General features: G+C 59.8%; 12 protein-coding genes. 1 reads left to right on the top strand and 11 read right to left on the bottom strand.

The window, feature by feature from the left end; all coding sequences use genetic code 11:
- Window positions 1-581 precede the first annotated feature (581 nt).
- Window positions 582-1,355, top strand: a complete 774-nt coding sequence (locus tag M622_RS0119935; RefSeq protein WP_040830464.1) for a class I SAM-dependent methyltransferase — start codon at window positions 582-584, stop codon at window positions 1,353-1,355.
- A 152-nt stretch (window positions 1,356-1,507) separates the two neighbouring features.
- Here the strand turns inward: M622_RS0119935 and M622_RS25415 are convergent, their stop codons facing one another.
- The 11 genes from M622_RS25415 to M622_RS25365 form a co-directional block, all read right to left on the bottom strand.
- Window positions 1,508-2,404, bottom strand: coding sequence for a glycosyltransferase family 2 protein (locus tag M622_RS25415; RefSeq protein WP_021248394.1), 897 nt, complete (start codon window positions 2,402-2,404; stop codon window positions 1,508-1,510).
- Window positions 2,397-3,356 carry a sulfotransferase family protein gene (locus M622_RS25410; RefSeq protein ID WP_031346415.1) on the bottom strand — a complete coding sequence of 320 codons (960 nt, stop codon included), beginning with the start codon at window positions 3,354-3,356 and terminating at the stop codon, window positions 2,397-2,399. The genes M622_RS25415 and M622_RS25410 overlap by 8 nt, the downstream gene beginning before the upstream one ends.
- Window positions 3,319-6,543, bottom strand: coding sequence for a sulfatase-like hydrolase/transferase (locus M622_RS25405; protein ID WP_021248392.1), 3,225 nt, complete (start codon window positions 6,541-6,543; stop codon window positions 3,319-3,321). Before M622_RS25405 ends, M622_RS25410 begins: the two co-directional genes overlap by 38 nt.
- Window positions 6,527-7,366: a glycosyltransferase family A protein gene (locus M622_RS25400; protein ID WP_021248391.1), complete on the bottom strand. Its 840-nt coding sequence runs from the start codon at window positions 7,364-7,366 to the stop codon at window positions 6,527-6,529. Before M622_RS25400 ends, M622_RS25405 begins: the two co-directional genes overlap by 17 nt.
- Window positions 7,367-7,734: 368 nt before the next feature.
- Window positions 7,735-8,658 carry a glycosyltransferase family 2 protein gene (locus tag M622_RS25395; RefSeq protein WP_021248390.1) on the bottom strand — a complete coding sequence of 308 codons (924 nt, stop codon included), beginning with the start codon at window positions 8,656-8,658 and terminating at the stop codon, window positions 7,735-7,737.
- A gap of 5 nt (window positions 8,659-8,663) precedes the next feature.
- Window positions 8,664-9,431 (bottom strand): polysaccharide deacetylase family protein, encoded by a 768-nt coding sequence (locus M622_RS25390; RefSeq protein WP_084520674.1) that lies wholly within the window; start codon window positions 9,429-9,431, stop codon window positions 8,664-8,666.
- Between the two features lie 124 nt (window positions 9,432-9,555).
- Window positions 9,556-10,509: a glycosyltransferase family 2 protein gene (locus tag M622_RS25385; protein WP_031346410.1), complete on the bottom strand. Its 954-nt coding sequence runs from the start codon at window positions 10,507-10,509 to the stop codon at window positions 9,556-9,558.
- A 60-nt stretch (window positions 10,510-10,569) separates the two neighbouring features.
- Window positions 10,570-12,444, bottom strand: coding sequence for an asparagine synthase (glutamine-hydrolyzing) (asnB, locus tag M622_RS25380; protein ID WP_245543038.1), 1,875 nt, complete (start codon window positions 12,442-12,444; stop codon window positions 10,570-10,572).
- A complete protein-coding gene (locus tag M622_RS25375; protein ID WP_021248385.1) occupies window positions 12,416-13,507 on the bottom strand; it encodes a glycosyltransferase WbsX family protein in 1,092 nt (363 codons plus the stop codon). The genes asnB and M622_RS25375 overlap by 29 nt, the downstream gene beginning before the upstream one ends.
- Before the next feature lie 19 nt (window positions 13,508-13,526).
- The gene (locus M622_RS25370; protein ID WP_021248384.1) at window positions 13,527-15,512 is read right to left on the bottom strand and encodes a hypothetical protein; all 1,986 of its coding nucleotides are present in this window, start codon (window positions 15,510-15,512) and stop codon (window positions 13,527-13,529) included.
- A gap of 6 nt (window positions 15,513-15,518) precedes the next feature.
- Complete coding sequence (locus M622_RS25365; protein ID WP_021248383.1) at window positions 15,519-16,982, bottom strand: lipopolysaccharide biosynthesis protein; 1,464 nt, start codon at window positions 16,980-16,982, stop codon at window positions 15,519-15,521.
- Between the last annotated feature and the right edge of the window lie 83 nt (window positions 16,983-17,065).

Genomic DNA, 17,065 nt, shown 5'->3' with positions numbered 1-17,065 from the left:
GACGGGGGAAAGGGGCGAATCATGCCAAAATCTCAGAATCTAGGCCATTGTTATATAAGCGTTTGTTAATAGTGCACCAACGCCGTTTTTTCGGCTCGGCTTGGTGACGAAACGCCTGGTCTGTCGGAAACCGAGCATCGATCTGATGAGGCCCAGCTCCGGCTCCTCACTCTGCTCTAGTAGGGTGGGCTCTTCGAAGTGGCTGCGTCAATCCCGATCCTGATGGTGCTTATCGCGCGCCGCCACGGTCAAGGCCTCGATCATGGCATCCTGCCAGTGGAGCGGTGCGGGTCATTTCTCGCTCGTGCGTCCTGGTCGGCGCCGCAGTGCGGTCGAGCACATGCGGGATGTGCGATTGGGTGAAGGGTCGAGGATGGAATCATACAATCACATCAAGGTGTTATGGTGGATCATGGGCTGTGCGAACACGGACTCGTGATATTTGCTCCTGCTGCAAGGAGGGATTGGATTATGCTGCACAACTCTCCCTGCGGACCTGACGGTTACAACCTTGCTCGATCGCCTGAAGAAGGGTTTGGCAGGAAAGCTCACAAACTTTGAGTTCGGGGAAAGACAGGATCATGGCCAGTGATAAACGGGCAAAATACTTTTCAGTCGACGCCTTCTCGGTTCTCGCTGCAGCAGAAGCCGGCAATTGGTGGTTTCGCTCACGAAACCGTTTGATTCTATGGACTCTTGATCGCTACTGTCAGCCGATTGGTAGTTTTCTGGAAATCGGCTGTGGGACGGGTTTTGTCCTTGAGGGGGTTCATCGGGCGTACGGTGAGGCTAAACTTTTCGGCTCTGAATATTTCGAAGAAGGGCTGAACTTTGCACGAGAAAGGGTTCCATCCGCAGAGTTTTTCCGTCTTGACGCCACGCAGATGACAGATGTTGGAGTATTCGATGTGGTGGGCGCTTTTGACGTGCTTGAGCACATCGACGAGGATGAGAGGGTTTTGAGTAATGTCTTCAATGCCATAAAGGCCGGGGGGTTTTTGATTGTCACCGTCCCCCAGCATCGCTGGCTCTGGTCTCCAGTGGACGACTACGCTTGCCACGTGCGGCGCTACACCCGCGGGGAGTTGGTGGGAAAGATCAAGGCGGCAGGCTTCGATGTTGTTCAGGTGTCGTCCTTCGTGAGCTTGCTTCTCCCCTTGATGTGGATTTCTCGCCTTCTCTCTCGGACGAAGAGTGTTGAGCCCATGAGTGAGTTCAGTATTCCAGGGTGGCTGAACAGAGTGCTTGAAGCGGTCATGAGCTTGGAGCGTAGGCTCATTGCGTGGGGCCTCCGTTTTCCTGCAGGAGGTTCTTTGATTGTCGTCGGAAGAAAAAATCGCGACTCCGCTCAATAATCTGAATTCGGCTGAACGCCGGCGCAGTTAAATGCTCATCAACAGCTTGTCGATAATCCTGCGGCTTTAAAAGTCGATATTTCCACCCACGACCCGCTTGCGCCACTCAGGTAGCCACTATTTCCATGACTTGAATCGCATGCTACGGAGAGTCAGATTTCTTGCCGCGTGAGCATGGCCAGCAGAAGGCTGGCGGCGAGGCGTCCCCTCTGAGTCGGCGAGGCAATCAGAGCCAGTAGCAGATCTTTGATTGCCTGTAGGTGCTGGCCATCTCGCCATGCCCATTTCGCATAGTCGCAAAGAAGGCCCGCGTAGACGCTTCTCCAGAATACGCCCTGCTGGTCCTGCGGGAGGAGTCTGCGGTTCTTGCGCGTCATTGCGAGCGCGCCACGGCGCATGGCGGTTCGGTTGCGGCTGACGCTTGCAGGGTGTTTCAGGATCACCACCAATGGCTCTTCCAGACACATGAAGCCACCGCGTGCAGCAAGCCGGATCCACATGTCGGTGTCTTCGGCGCCGGCAAGGGCAGGGTCGAAGCCACCGAGTTCCTTCACCAGCGCTGTGCGCGCGACAACTGCAGATGCGCCACCGGCGACGGACGCATGTCCACAAAAGATGTCGGCAACGGTCGCGCTGTGCTGGTCTGATCCACTCCAGATGCCGACCGCTCGCCCCTCGCGATCTTCGAGCAGGGCAGTAGCGGCACAGAAGGCGAGCTCAGGACGATGCTCAAGCAGTTCCACCTGACGGAGTAGCTTGTTCGGCAGCCAGCGGTCGTCGGCATCGAGAAAGGCAATATAGCGCCCATTTGAAGCGGCGATTCCGGCATTGCGGGCGCTGCTCATTCCGCCGTTGGGTTTGTCGACGACCCGAATGCGTGTGCCGAAACTCGCAAGCACCGAGCGCGTGTCGTCGGTACTGCCGTCATTGACGACGATGGTTTCGACACCCTGGAAATCTTGTGCAAGAACGCTGTCGATTGCGCGCCTGACGCACCATGCGGCGTTGTAGGCAGGAATGACGACGCTGACGGTGGGTGCTTCAATCATGGGGGTCGTAGCCCATCCGCTCCATCATCGGCGCGATCGCAGGCAGGATGCGTTCAATCATCTCGGGGTTGCTCTCTTTCCACTTCTGTTTCTTTGGCGTGCCCCTGACAATGCTCGTCGGACGGCTCGACAGGCTTGCACATCGCCGTTCCATTTCCGCATTGAAAGGCAGATTGAGGCGTTCGAACGCTCCGCGAAACATCTCGACCGGGCGTTCAAAGATGTCCTCGTAGCGCAAGCTTATCCATTGTTCCGGCGGGATTGTTCTGGCGGCGTCAAGCGCGAGGGCGTTTGCGGTGATCCACTGGTAGGCGCAGACTTCCTCGAGACTGGCCCTGTTGTAGTCTTTCCAGCCGGGTGGAAGAAAGAAGTGCCACTCGCTGAATTCGCCGTCATTGATTGCGACCGGCGAGGGCGAGGGGCCGAAAAATTTCTCGAGTCCGAAGCCGCCGTCGGTGCGCCCGAGCCGCCAACCGTCGATCATCGAACTGATGTTGTCCCGACCATCACGTTGTATGAATATGAACTTTGCGTTCGGAAACAGGGTATGCAGATAGCCAACGCGCAAGGTGTTGATGCAGGTCTTGTCAAGGACCTGACCTTGTCCGAGGCGCGCATAAAAATATGCGAGCGCTCGGCGGCGGTGTTCGGGCAGGGCTTGTTCCGGCCGGGCTGACTCCGACTCCCAGCCATTGTTCAGCGGCCCGACCAGCGAGTTCCAGAATTGTGGAAGTTCGTAGTCGAAGTGCAGGAAATGTCCGGACGCCGCAATGGTTTCAAAAGTGATGGTGGTGCCCGAGCGTGAGCAGCCGATCACGAAAACCGGATCCGGCATCGCCGGACGTGCCACATTCCAGAAAAGTTCTTGAGCTCGCCAGGCAAGAAGACGCAGATTCTTGTCTCGGACTTCCGGGTCAAGCAACTTGGGTAGGCTGCTCAGTTTCAGCGCCATCGTTGGGGGGCACTCCTGACGTTGTTAAAGAGATTGGCGAGCAGTCTGGATCTGCATCGATGATCTGTCGTAATGCCTTCCAGAGTGTCACGACAATTTCCGCATGCTTTGCAGAGACATCGGATATGCAGCCCGGGTCAGAGACAAGGTCAAACAGCAGCAGCTTGCAGCCTGATTCGAGTGGCTGATAGACGAGCTTCCATTGACCGCGTCGCAGCATCCGATCCTTGGCCTGCACGATAGGGCGTTGAAACTCTGGTTTGATGGCCATTGTGCCGGTTTGCTTGTCGGGGACCTCGAGCATTTCCAGCAGGTTCGGGTAGCGCAGATGATCAACAGCCATGCCCGGAATGTCTGTCATCCAGATCCCGGTTTCGTTGTAGGCGTCCAGTGCGATTTTCGCATCGGCGTCGTGGAGGTAAGCGCTCAGCGATACCCCGTCCATCCCTGTTGGCGCTGGTAGACCGAGTACATCAAGCAGGGTCGGCATGAGATCGATACTTCGCACGACATGCTCGACGCGGCCCTGCCCTGGTGTGCGCGGATCGATGATGAGAAGTGGTACGCGGGCGGATTGCTCGCCGATGGCGGAGTTTCCCTGTCCCCAGGATTCATGCTCGAAAAACTCCATGCCGTGATCTGAATAGAGGACGAGGATTGTGTTGTCCCTGAGACCTGTCGCATCGAGATGTGCCAATAGGCGACGGACTTCATCATCGAACCGATTGACGCAACCATCGTACAAAGCCGTGATCTGTTCGAGGTCGAATGCTTCGCGAGGCTCGGCCTGGCGACGCAGGATCTCCCAGGGGTCAGTCAGGCGCGCCATTGCGAACTTCGATTCGCCTGCGTATTCCCGCGTTGAATGATTGAGGTAGTAGGGGTATTCGGATCCAAAGGGTGGGTGGGTCGTGGAGAAAAACACGTTAAGCAGGAATGGCTGTGCTGACGCGCCCAGCCGATTGATCAGTCGGGCCGCCTCTACGCCCAGTTCGTCGGTGAGCGGTACGCCGCCGAGAAAATGGATTTCGGGCAACAGTGCCTTACCGAATTCGTTATGCACGAACATCGACAAGAACAGCCGCAGATCTTTCGGGCCCTGGCGAATGAAGAGCTTCAGGTTCCACTGGTCTTCGGGGAGATCGACATACTCGAAGCCAAGGTCGAACTTGCCCATGTCTGCGCCGCACCAGTCGGACAGCACGGCCGTTGTGTAAGCTTCGCGCCGTAGCAGATGCGCGAGCGCGGGCACCTTGAGACGGGTCTGGTCATCGGCCACATAATTGTCGCGAATGCCATGCGTATGAGGCCAGGTGCCGGTAAGTAGCGAAACAAGACTGGGGGCGGTGCGGGCGCATGGCACATAGCAGTGGGTGAAGAGCGTGCCCTGTTGCGCAAGGGATTCGATGAATGGGGTGAGCCTTTTTCCGATGCGGTCGGCGCGAAGGGTGTCCGAGCCGATCATCAACACGTTGGGGCGAGCCGTTGGCTTGTCGGCCTTGCGAGGCTTGGGGTATGACCTGGCCTTCAGGCGTCTGGCGATCAGTGCAAGGGTGGCGCTGAAAGCGGTGATCGACGCGACACCTGCCCAGTGCTGTTGCATGAGCAGTCTTGTGCCTGCAGCCAGGATCAGGATGATCGCGGTGATCGCGAATGCCGCCTCTGCCGCCTTCAGACCACGTGGCGTAAGACATCTCCACAAGGGATACAGGCGACTGCTTCGGTAATGCGACGACGCCATCAGGCTGGCCGGGAGCAAAAGAAGATGGCGACAAAACTGAAACCCGGTGCTGACAACGATTGCCGCGACCGCGCTCACTGCCCCCCATGCGGTGGAGGGGGTTTGCTGGAGAAGGTAGGTGCTGGCTGAATAGATCAGCGTTCCGAGCAGGCCTTGTACAAACAGAATCCCGAAGGCGATCAGAGTCAGTCGCATCAGGGCCAGTGCGGAATAGAGGCGGAAGTGGCGCAACACCTCGTGCCGCAACTGGGGACCGGTTTGGGAAAAATCGGCCAGCGATTTGCCCAGCAGCGCCATGGCCCCCAGCCCGGCGACCCCTATCGACGGCAACAGGGTCGATGCGAGTGCCCCCTGGCTGAGAGCCCAGGCGAGCACGCAGGCGGAAATCATGAAAACAGCGAGCAGGCTTGCCAGCGCCCCGGCTCGACTGGAATTCGAGTGTTGGCATTCGCGACTCTTCTTCATCGCCCGCCAGAGCTCGAGCGAGCCCGCAAGCTCACCTGCGCTGGCAGCCACGCGGACCATATAGAAAAATCGCCGGTTGCTGTCCGTGGTGAAGACTGCGCACGCTGAGTGCTCGAAGATCTTGCGCAGCATGTAGGCTTGCGGCCCCTTCGTTCGCTTGGAGATCATGAAGCTTGCGCGCGAACGCAGGTAGCTCTTCCGAAGGGTGTAGGGCGTACTCATGCGCTGCGCGTCGACCGCGTGTAGTTGCCTTACCTTGGGCAGGTAGCGGATCGTGTGTCCCTGGGCGGTCGCACGCCGCAGAAAGTCATGGTCCTCTCCACCGGCAAGATTGTGTCCGGTCGGTCCCAGATCGGTCGAAAACCCACCAATATCCAGGAGTACATGCCGCCGCACGCTGATGTTGCCGCCGCTGGGATAGCGATCCGCTTCGCAAATTCTGCGGGACTCGCGGCCCAGATCAAACTCGGGGAAGGGGCGAATCGGGATGGCATAGGGTTCCCTGGCATGAACCCATTGCGGCTCACTTCCGTCCCAGGCCGGCCAGATGCGGCCACACAGGATGCCATCCTCGGGGTAACGCTCGATGCCTTCGAGCAAATGGCTGATAAATCCGCTCTCAACCACCTGGTCGTCATCGATGAAGCACAGCACTGCGTGCTGTGTGTTGGCTATTCCGGTGTTCAGCGCATACGATTTTCCAGGCTGAGGCTCCTCCACCCACGACAGGCGCAGGCGAGCTTCGAGGTGGGCGTGACGAAATTCCGTGAGTCGGACAAGCGTGTCGTCGAGGCAGTTGTTCGCGACCACGAGCACGTCGATGATCTCTGCTCCCGCGTAGCCATCGTTGTAGATCGACTCGAGGGTTTCGATGAGCGACTGGCTGCGATTGTGGGTGCAAATGACAAGCGCGAGGCGAGAGGAGACGGTCATCAGGGGGGCGCTCGCGATGAAAGGAGCGGGTTCAGACTGATCGGCCATGTGCGCGCAAGACCTTGAGCCACTCGTTGATAAGAGAGCCCTCGGTGCGCATGTCCCAGCGATATCCCGTGCGCTTGAAAGGATAGATTCCCTGCTCTACGGCCCAGATCAAATCGTCCAGGTAGCGGATGTAGTTCTCATCGTGTCGCCATGGATGGATAGCCCAATGCTCATGGCCCGTCATTGACCAGCGCACGTAACCGCGCTGCGCGAATGTGTGGCTGAGGCTGTTCTCCAGAGGCTCGCCCGGACGGGATTGTTGCAAGGGGAGGCAGGCCCTCAATTTGACCATGTCCATCAAGAAGTAACGGGTGGAGGTGAAGGTGGCAATGCCCCACGGCTCTTGTGGTGTGCTCGCAAAGGACCGTCCAAGCAGTCGTTCGAGCCAGTTTCGCGCTTGCGGAGGTCCGCCCTGCGGTGTCGTGACAATGACCTCCGGATGCTGCTGAAGCATGCGCAGACCCTCGTGGATCCACGAGCCACCACCCTTGCGGTAAAAAAGCATGTCCGAGTCGACGTGGAGTACGTAGTCAGAGGCGCAGGAGTCGAGCGCATAAAGGTATTGATAAATGGGCGCGCCAGAGAAGTCCTTGAGCTCGATGTCGGCATTTCCGAAGTACTTGAGCAATATGCGCCTCTGTTCGTCATCGCTCCAGGGGATGACATCGACCCGATCCAGTACGCCGTCTTCAAGCAGGCGCGCGAGGATTTGCTCGACATCCGTTTGCTGACCCTGGATACGCGAGGCGTACTTGCCTTCCTGGCGACCAGGATCATAGGTCGCAATCTTCTCCCGGAACGGGAAGTTGAGCGCCTTCATCATATGGCGAAGAGTCTGCTCGAGATAGGGGGCATCGGAATTGCAGACGTTTACGGAATAACTGATCGGCGGTGTTGTCGATGGCATGTTTTGCAGCCTGTTGTTCGGAGTTGGGCAGGCGTCCTGGCAGTACGCTCTACCGTACTCTTCGATAGGATGGAGTTCCCTGCACGGTGAATTACGGAACGCACGTCGTCTTCAGTTTGGTCAAAACCATTCTCTATTCCTGTTCGCGTTGCTGGCTCTGGTGCTTGCTACACCAACCCGGAATGATGGATGAATGTCGGACTGGACAATGATCGGCACTCCGCACCCACACTGGATGCTTATGTGCACGGAAGGTCGGGGCTGAAGCAGCCCAGTCCCATAAGCTAGTTGTCCATCATCCAGCCCATGAAATAACCGGAAAAATACGCAGCATTCATTTCAAGGCGTAGTGAGTGGTTCTTGCCCAATCTTGCCCGGCTGCTGATGGCGCGAAAATAGGCCCGCAGAGCCTGGGGAATCAGGAATTTTGGCGGAATCTTGGAGCGCGCCCCGCGTGCGTATGCGCCCTCGGTACGGCCTTGGCGGAAATGCAGATCAAGAAAATAGCTGCGGCGGAGTTTGGGGGTCTGGATGCGGTGATGAATGATGGCGTCGGGTACCCAGCGCACGCTGCATCCATTGTCGAGCAGGCGTCGGTAGATTTCCGTGTCTTCCCCGCCTATGTTCGCGCTGCCCTTTCGCCCCAGACGGCTGTCAAAGTCACCGATGCGAGCGAAGACGGATCTACGAAAGGCGAAGTTTCCTCCAAAGATGGGTGTGTCGTGGGCCTCAAGGGCGCGCTCCTGCGGGCCGTGGTCCAGCTTGCCAAGGAAACCGAGCAACTCGTCCTGTAGCCAGGCCGGGCGGGCACCGTCCTCGAAGAACACTTCTATCCGCCCACCGAGTGCGTCCGGTGAGTAGGTGCTCATTGCCCGCTCGTACGCTACCAGCCAGAATGGATCGGGCGTTTCGTCATCGTCCATGAAAAGCAGATACTCGCCGCGTGCTTCCCGTAAGGCCCGGTTGCGGGCATTTGACAGGCCAAGGCTGTTTTCACGCACGATACGTGTGACGACGTGCTCAAGTCGCCAATGTGTAGAAGCCAGTAGTTCAGCCGTGGCATCGGTGCTGCCGTTGTCGATGACGATGAATTCCCATGGTCTGGTCGGCATTTCCAGCAGAGCAAGGTCGGCAAGCGTCCGCTCCAGGCGGTCTGCATGGTTGTGCGTGCACAGTGCGACGGTGATGAAGGGTGTGGTCGAGGTCATCGGGCTCAACTCGCCTGGATTCCAAACCGGGACAGGACTCTGCCGGCCTTGTAGCGAAAGCTGTTGGCAAGGCTGCCATCGTTGCTGCCCAGACTGATCTTGCGCTTCAGCATCGATGCGCTGTCAGTGCCGAACACGTCGAGGCGGCGCAGGCGGAAGTGCTCCACATCGGGGCGGTTGAAACCGGGCTGAACTGAAAATGCAGCGCGGTAGCCGGCGGACTGGGTGTGGGCGAGAACGCGATCGTCGTATCGCCCATAAGGATAGGCCAGGTAGTCCACCGCTTCGCCGAGCAAGGCCTGCAGGTCCTCGCGAGCGCCGACGAGTTGGGCTCGCAAGGCATCATCGTCCAGGGTGGGAAGGTCTGCGTGGCTGCGGGTGTGAGAATGAAACGCGAAGTCGTGCCGCAGCAGCTCCCGAATGTGGCTCCGATCCATCAGCGGGTAGGTGTGACCATCCGGATTCTGCTTCTCACACCAGGCGTCGCGCTTGCCGATCAGTCCACTCACGAGGAACACGGTTGCAGGCCAGTTGAGCCGCGCGAGCACCGGGGCTGCATGTTCGTGTACGCCAAGAAAACCATCATCAAAAGTCAGCAGGAAGGCGCCTTCTGCCAGCGTGGTCTCTCCGCCTAGCCAGGACATGAAACTCTCGATCGAGATCGCATGCCAGCCAGTGGAGGCAAGGCCTTCCATATGAGCGGAAAAACGCTCCGGGCTGACGCAGTACTTTCGCTCCCAGTCGTTGTGTGCATCGCCGATTCGGTGATACATCAGAACCGGGACGCGTTGTGCGCGTGGTGAGGGCAGGCTGTTCATTGGCGTACGGTGTGTTGTTTGATGTGGCGAGAGTGAGCCTGGGCTTCGACTTTGATGAAGCTGAGCGCGATTTCGCTGTTCATGTCGTGCGGCTGACGAGCGCTACCAGCCTGCGGAACACCGATCCGGGGAGCGTTGCCGGGATCAGGTATCTCAGGTCGCTGGCCTTCCAGCTGCCTTCACGCAGGGCAGCCCGGAAGAGTTTTTGTGCGTCCTCGAGCTCACGCTTCCAGTACGAGCGATAGGCCTCTCGCATGAGATAGCCATCGGAGAGTTCGGACAGCTTTGCCTGTGACAGGTGGCTGACGCGTTCGGGATGCTGTGCAATGAAGTCTCGACGCACCTGCAGTGCATCGAGGACCTGCTTCCAGCGTGTCTTGGATATCTGCCCGCCGCCATGCCAGCGGTAGAAGGCCATCACCTCGGGCACGCGCACGATGCGCTGGGTATGCGCATAGAGGCGCAGCCAGAAATCGTAATCCATCGAGGAGAAACATCTTTCCGAGAAGCCGCCGATCGCCTCCACTGCTTCACGCCGCACCAGGGCCGCATGTATCGGCCACGGGCAGCTGCGGAGAAATTCCGCGGCCGTGTCCATGGTGGCGTAGTCCGGCGGAACGTAGGGCTGTGATCCAGGCGCGCCCTCACCGAAGTTCTGCCAACCGCAGTAGGCAAGATCGGCAGCTTGCCGCTCGAGCGCACCAGCCAGTTTCTCGAGGCAGTCTTGGGAAAGATAGTCGTCGGCGTCGAGAAAGGAGACCAGGTCTCCCTTTGCATGCTTCAGGCCGAGGTTGCGTGCCGGATAGGGCCCTCTGCGATCCTGATGCAAGAGCACGATGCGTTGCGGGTGGCTTTCGGCAAGCGCCTGCAGAATCGCCTTGCTCCCATCCGTCGAGCCGTCGTCGACGATGATCAACTCGACGTTGCCATGGCTCTGCCCCATCACGCACTCGACCGCCTCGACTACAAAGGGGGCGGCGTTGTAGCAGGGCATCACAACACTGATGCGCGAGGACAGGGAGGCTGAGCTCATGTACGGCCCCACACTCTCGATTCACATCGCGGATGGTTCATTGTTCTCGGCTCTCGGCAGTTAACGAGCGTGTAGCAGGGTACGGCCTGCCGGGTGACGACTCAACAGTGTGTATGCCCAACGGCGGCTGTCGGACAGGCGCGTCTGCTTCAGCAAGGGGACGGATTTCCAGGCTTCGAGCCCGGCGTGGTGGCGAAGCCAGCGCCAGGTCGGGACAACGAAACCACTCTTGGGGCGATCAAGGACGGAGCCTGGAAGACTGTTTGGCAGAGTCTGCGGCAGCATCTGCTTGCCACTGCCGAGACGGCCGCTTGCCGCCAGGCCGAGGATCGATTCGGTCAGGCGATGATCGACCAGCGGAGTGCGGATTTCCAGGGAGTGGGCCATGCTGACCCAGTCCGTGTCGCGCAGGAGCTGGTTGCGCATGTAGCGAATCGACTCCAGGCAGGCCACCTGTGCAAAGTCATTGAGGTCGTCGAAGCTATCGGCATGAGCGGCGTCATGCTCCATGAGCGTGTTCAAGCCTTCGCGAAGCGTCTCAGCACTGAGCACGTGTCGCAACTCCCAGGGCATGAACACGCCTTTGGACAGGTGATAGGCCCCGGGCGCCGTGCTGCCATAGCCCGGGATGCCGGCATTGTTGGCCGGCCAGTTGAGTGAGGCGCCGAGCAGGTCGTGGACATGGCGATAGAGCGAGGGCGCATGCCGCCATGGGCTGGTCGAGGCTTGGGCTCGAATGCGTGGGACGTGCTCGAATGTTGCATAGCCGCCCAGCAACTCGTCACCACCCACGCCTGACAGGGCGACCTTGAGCCCGGCCTGGCGTGCAGCCCGGCTGACGAACCAGGTGTTGATGCCGTCGATGGTGGGTTGATCCATTGCGGCAAAGAAGCGTTCCAGCTCATCTTCCTGTGCTCCTGCCGAGAGCACGATGCACTCATGATCGACGTCCAGGTGACGGGCGATTTCGGTGGCAGCGGGGCATTCATCGTGTTGCGTGCCCTGCAGGTCGTCGAAGCTCAGGGTCAGGGTCTGCAGACGCGTCGTCGACACTTCGCGCGCGAGTCCAACCAGGGTGGAGGAGTCTAGCCCCGCGGACAGGAAGGCGCCCACGGGAACATCAGCCAGGAGATGCGCGCGAACGCTGTCGAGCAGCTGCTCACGCAGATAGGCCCGCTCCTGGCCCTTGGGTATCGCGGATGCGGTGTGGAGGGACAGGCGCAGTGCGTCGCTGATCTTCCAGTAGCGAACAGGCTGCCCCAGCCCTCTGGATTGCGATACGACAAGGGTCGAGCCGGCCGGCAAGAGGCTTGCCCCCTTGTACAGGGTGAAGGGCTCGGGAACCGAGCCCCACAGAAGAAAGCCCACCGCACCTGCAGGATCTGCCCGCGTGTCGACACCTTCTCCAGCGATAAGCGAGCTGACCTGAGAGGCGAAGCGGATGGTGTTGCCGTCGTTCGCGTAATACAGGGGTTTGATCCCATGCGGATCGCGTGCGAGGAGAAGCTGCCTCTCCCTGGCATCCCACAGGGCGAAAGCGAACATCCCGCGCAGACGGCCAACCATGGAAGGGCCGTGCTTGCGGTACAGGTGCAGGAGGACCTCGGTATCCGAGTGCGAGCGAAAGAGCACGCCTTCGCGCTCCAGCTCTTCACGCAGGATGAGGTGATTGTAGATTTCGCCGTTGAAGGTGATGACCTGTGCGCCGTCCACAGCGTGCATCGGCTGTGCGCCGGCCTCGGTAAGGTCGATGATGGCCAGTCGTCTGTGTGCGAGCCCCAGGCGGCCGTCGTCCGAAATCCAGCATCCGCTGCCGTCGGGCCCGCGCGCGGCCATCGAGTCACGCACGCGGATGAGCTCGTCGCGATTGACCGCAGCCGCCGTCTGCCCGTAGGCGAAGATGCCGTTAAGCCCGCACATCGCTCGGTGCCTCATTCAAGGCTTCGCGCACTGCTTCCAGATAAGCGTGACCGAAGCGTTGATCGGGCTCCAGATAGTTGCCCTCTGCCCATTCGTTCCAGGCCTTGATGAAGACAATGCGTTGCGCGGACGGATACGCCTGAACCAGGTTGATTCCGCGCTGCAGGACGGTCTTGAACAGCTCAGGCGTCGAGCCGTGGAGCACCAGCCCGTTCAGGCCCGAACGTGGGGTGTTGTCCCAGTTCGGCAGCACGGTTGGGTACTCGGTGAACTTGGGTGGCTGCTTGCGGGTGAGCCCATCCATGATCTGGCTGTAGTCGAGTACGGTCAGCTTGTACTGCCCGCGCGCAAGCCGCATGCGCGCCTTGAGCGCAGGATAGCGCCATGGGATATGCCCGCTTTTGTCCGGCATCGGTTGCCAGGTTGATGCGTCCATGCCGAACTCGGCAGGATCAACCGGAACTGCGCGGTAATTCACCGCCACCAGGTGAAGGCCTGGCAGCCCGGCTTCAGCGGCAAGGCTGCGCCAGTAGTCCATCACGTTCTTGATGTCGGGGATGTCAGGCGGGTTGTAGATCAGGAACATCGGCTTGCCATCGACCCGGATGTACCTGGGGTCGTGGAACGCGGCCAGCAGCCATTCGAAGTGGCGCTTGTGATCATCCATCCCGGGATAGGATTGCTCGATCAGCATCCTGTCGGCCACCCCCTGCCAGATGTTGCTCCAGCTGTGATTTGCCCAGCACAGGCAGAAAGGCAGCTCGGGTTCGCCGCTGGATAGAATTTCGTTGACCGGCCTTTCGAGTATGCGACGTCCGCCGAACCAGTAATGGTAATAGCAGAAACCCTCGATGCCGTAGGCCTTGGCAAGCTCGGCCTGTGCATGGCGTGCCTCGGGTAGGCGCAGGTCGTAATATCCGAGATCGGCGGGCAAGTGGGGTTGATAGTGACCGGGATAAAGCGGTCTGGCCTTGGCGGTGTTGGTCCACTCGGTAAAGCCCTTGCCCCACCACTCGTCGTTCTCGGGGGTAGGGTGGTACTGCGGGAGGTGGAATGCGATTGCGCGTGCGTTGCTCATCGGGGACGGGAAGTGGAAGTCAAAGTGTTGTAGCGTTTGAGTGCGCTGCGGACGCCTGGGTCGTTTGCGTTGGGTGCGCAACGGCTGGTGTGCACATGGTCCACGCACGTGCCGGAATCTGAACGGATTGCATCGGGGAGCGCGCGTCCGCTGCGAACATTGCCTCCTGGCGATCGAAGACAAGCGGGAGTGGGGCCTCGGCCGTATTGATCACCATGAAGCTGGGGCCGTTGCGGTCAGTCAGGTTCACCACGCGCAGGCGGGGGTCGACAGGAGAGGGGGTCGCATGCGCACCTGCGGGTGGGTGTATTTCACCGTTGGCGCCAAGGAGTGAGGGTGGAAACCCCAATCCTGCGTCGCTCAGATCAAGCACTGCGGTGGCCAACAACTGACGGTCTGTTTCGGAGCCTGTGCGCAGGCAACGGCGATAAAGCCCTTCTGCCCAGAAGGCGAGCGAGTCCTTGCTGGCGGCGCTTTCCTTCCAGTGCAGTGTCACTTGGCTTCGAACACCGAAGTCGGCCAGACCATCACTGATTGCAGCCAGTTCGGCTGCTCCTGAGTGCGCCGGAATAGTTGAGATCAGGCGTTCGAAATCCATCAGATGCACCCCGTGGTAGCGGTGCACGAAATCACCTTGAGCCAGGCTGCGCTCGATGTAGCCATCGGGCATCAGCAGCCGCGGAAAGCGCTTGCGTATCAGGTGCCAGCGGGGAATCACGTACTTCCAGCCGATGCGTTTCAGCGCGCGTTTCGCGAACGGCAGCCTCTCCTGCGCGGCCTTGGGAAGCAGGGATAGCTCGATGATTCGCAGCAGTGGTGTGAACAGCCATTGTGCAGGTCGTGCGGCAAGCACCGCCTGCAGGGCGCCCACGCCGGAGGCCACAAGCCCGGCGTGGGAGGCGTCTCCGGTCACCGCCTCGAATCGTTTCAGGGCCAGCATGCAGTCGAGGTGGGTGTTCAGAATCAGCAGATTGGTTGGCGACTTTCCCAACCAGTCGCTGCGTGCCCAGCCCAATGGATAATGCCGCATACCTTCTTCGGACTTCTCCAGTGAGTCGTGGAGGAACCAGGCCCCTACTGCGGTCTGGTCGACCTGAGAGGCGATAAAGGTCGCTGCACGCTGCAAGGCATCCGCCAGTGCGGGCTCGGGCGACTCCGCGTGTTCGCTTGCAAGTAGTTGCACCGCGCCGTTGATAAGCCGGTTGTGGCTTTCATACTGCTCGGTCCACTCGCCATGCCGAAAACCACCATCGAGGTCCTGTCGTGCGAGCACCGACAGCACGAGCTGTCGGCGCAGCAGGTGGTACAGGCGTTTGCCGGTGCTTCGCGACAAGCCGGTCGCAACCATGTGCAGCGAGAGCGCATCGAGCTCGTCGCATATCTTGCGCTGCTTCGGCCAGGCCCAGCATGCGCCGTATGCCTTGCCGTGGATGAGATGTTGATAGAAGTCCGCGGCTGACTGGACCGACGTATGCGAGGCGTAGACGAAGAACGCCTGGCTTTCCAGCGTCTTCGCGGTCATCAGTTCGTCACGCCAGCCAAGGCGGGACGAGTCATCCCGGCTATCCAGACGCCACAAGGCCCAGTCCAGAATGTAGCCTTCAGGGATGTCGAAGGATGCCGCAGCCGCCTCGCTTCCCATCGCGAAGTCTGCCGGTGAGACCGGCATCTCGGCCGTGATGCGCCCCAGGGCATCGAGCTTTCTTAAAATGGGCGCCCGAGGGCTCCAGAAGACGGCGCCGGTCCTGGACAAGGGATCGAGCAGCCAACCGCCAAGCCCCAGGCACCTGCGCAATGCGTAGCCGCCCACGAGTTGCAAACGAAAAGGCCCGAGTGATGAAGCCTGGGCGCGGATGAAGAGGCACTGGCTGCGTTCGCTATCAAAATCGTCGCGCACGAGCTCGACGCCGTCGTCTGTCCATTCCCGTCGCGTGGCCCCGTCGAGTCGAACCGGGCTGGCGTCGGCGGGCGTGTTGAAACATTCAATGAGATTGAGGTGCGTCATCGGGAGTCAGGCGCTCAGCTTGAGCACCCTGCGCCAGCGCAGGGCTTCGTCGGCGAGTGCGGGAGCAGGAAGGAAAAGGAAGGCTGCAAGATAGGCCAGGCCCGACACGCCACCTGCCAGAAGCATGTAGAGCGCCGGGCGTGCCTCGCGCCAGTCTGAGGGCAGCATCACATGGACGATTGCCAGCGCGACGATCAGGACCAGGTTGAGTTTGAGCCCGGGCAGCAAGGCCCGCGAGAGGTCGCTCAGGCTTGCAGGAAAGCAGCGTGTGGCGAGGTAGTACATCACAGGTGTCGAATAGGCGATGCCGGCGAAGACGCCCCATGCAGCGCCCACGATTCCCCAGGTTTTCAAGCTGAAGTAGCAGATGAGCGCAACGACAATGCCTTGACTGACATGAATCCATACCTCGCGCCCGAGCCGGTTCATGGCTGCAAGGACTGCGCCACAGGGATGCCCGATACAGATGAAGATCCCGGCCAGCGAGACAATGCGCAAGGGGTCGGCAGACGGCAGCCATCTTTCGCCATAGACGAACAGCATGAATGGCTCAGCCATCCATACGAGGCCGACATAGACGGGCATCGTATACACGACCATCAGCGTGATCATGCGATAGAAAAGGTATTTCACCTCGTCTGGCCTGTCCTGCGCCTTCGACATGGCGCGGAAAACCGCCTCGTAGACCGATGCGCTCAAGGTGGAGAAGGGCAGCCAGGCAAGGCTTTCGCCCTTGTTGAAGAGGCCGACGGCAGACGGTCCTGAGGTTTGACTGATGATTGCGTTGCTTGCCTGTTTGGTTGCATACGAGGCAAGGTCGTTCAGCGACACCTTGATGCCGTATGCACCGAAGCGTTGCGCAACCGCGTAGTCAAGGCGCAGTTGTGGCTTGCGTTCGCTCACGCGGTCAAGCAGCACGAGCGTGATCAGACTGCCGAGAATCCCGGACAGGATCAGGCTCCAGGGGCCTGCGCCAGCGATGGCCATGGCAATGCTGGCGAGGCCGGTGATGACAGCCACCACGAGCCCGATGATGGAACGCTCCTTGAAACGCATTTCCCGGTGCAGCCAGCTCGCGCGCGTATTGACGAAGGGGCGCAACAGAAAACTGATCGCCGACACCCTGACAAGGCCGGTATAAAGCGGGTTGCCAAAAGCGTTGGCAATCAAGGGCGCGCAAAGATAGAAGCCTCCGAAAATAAGCGCGCCGATAATGAGCTGTGCCGTGAACACAACGTCGAAGTCATGCTCGCTCGCAACGTGTGATTGCACCAGCGCCTGACCCATGCCCCCACCGCTGACGAGTCCGACAAAGCCGGTAAAGATCTGGATCGTCACAATGAAGCCGAAGTCTTCGGGCACAAGAAGGCGGGCAAGCGCGATCCCGAACGCAAACTGAAGAATTTGTCCGCCGAGGCTGCCGGTAAGTAGCCACTTGATGCCGCCACGGATGGAGTTCGATGTGCTCATTTTTTTTGATTTGTCTGCGTTTTCATCGCAGTCATTTGTTCACGCAGCGTAAGTGCACTGCAAACGCTGCGTTGGGGTTCGGT

Source organism: Thauera terpenica 58Eu (assembly GCF_000443165.1).
GTDB lineage: Bacteria > Pseudomonadota > Gammaproteobacteria > Burkholderiales > Rhodocyclaceae > Thauera > Thauera terpenica.
The sequence above is the reverse complement of the archived record's forward strand: the minus strand, read 5'-3'. Positions and strand labels throughout refer to the sequence as shown.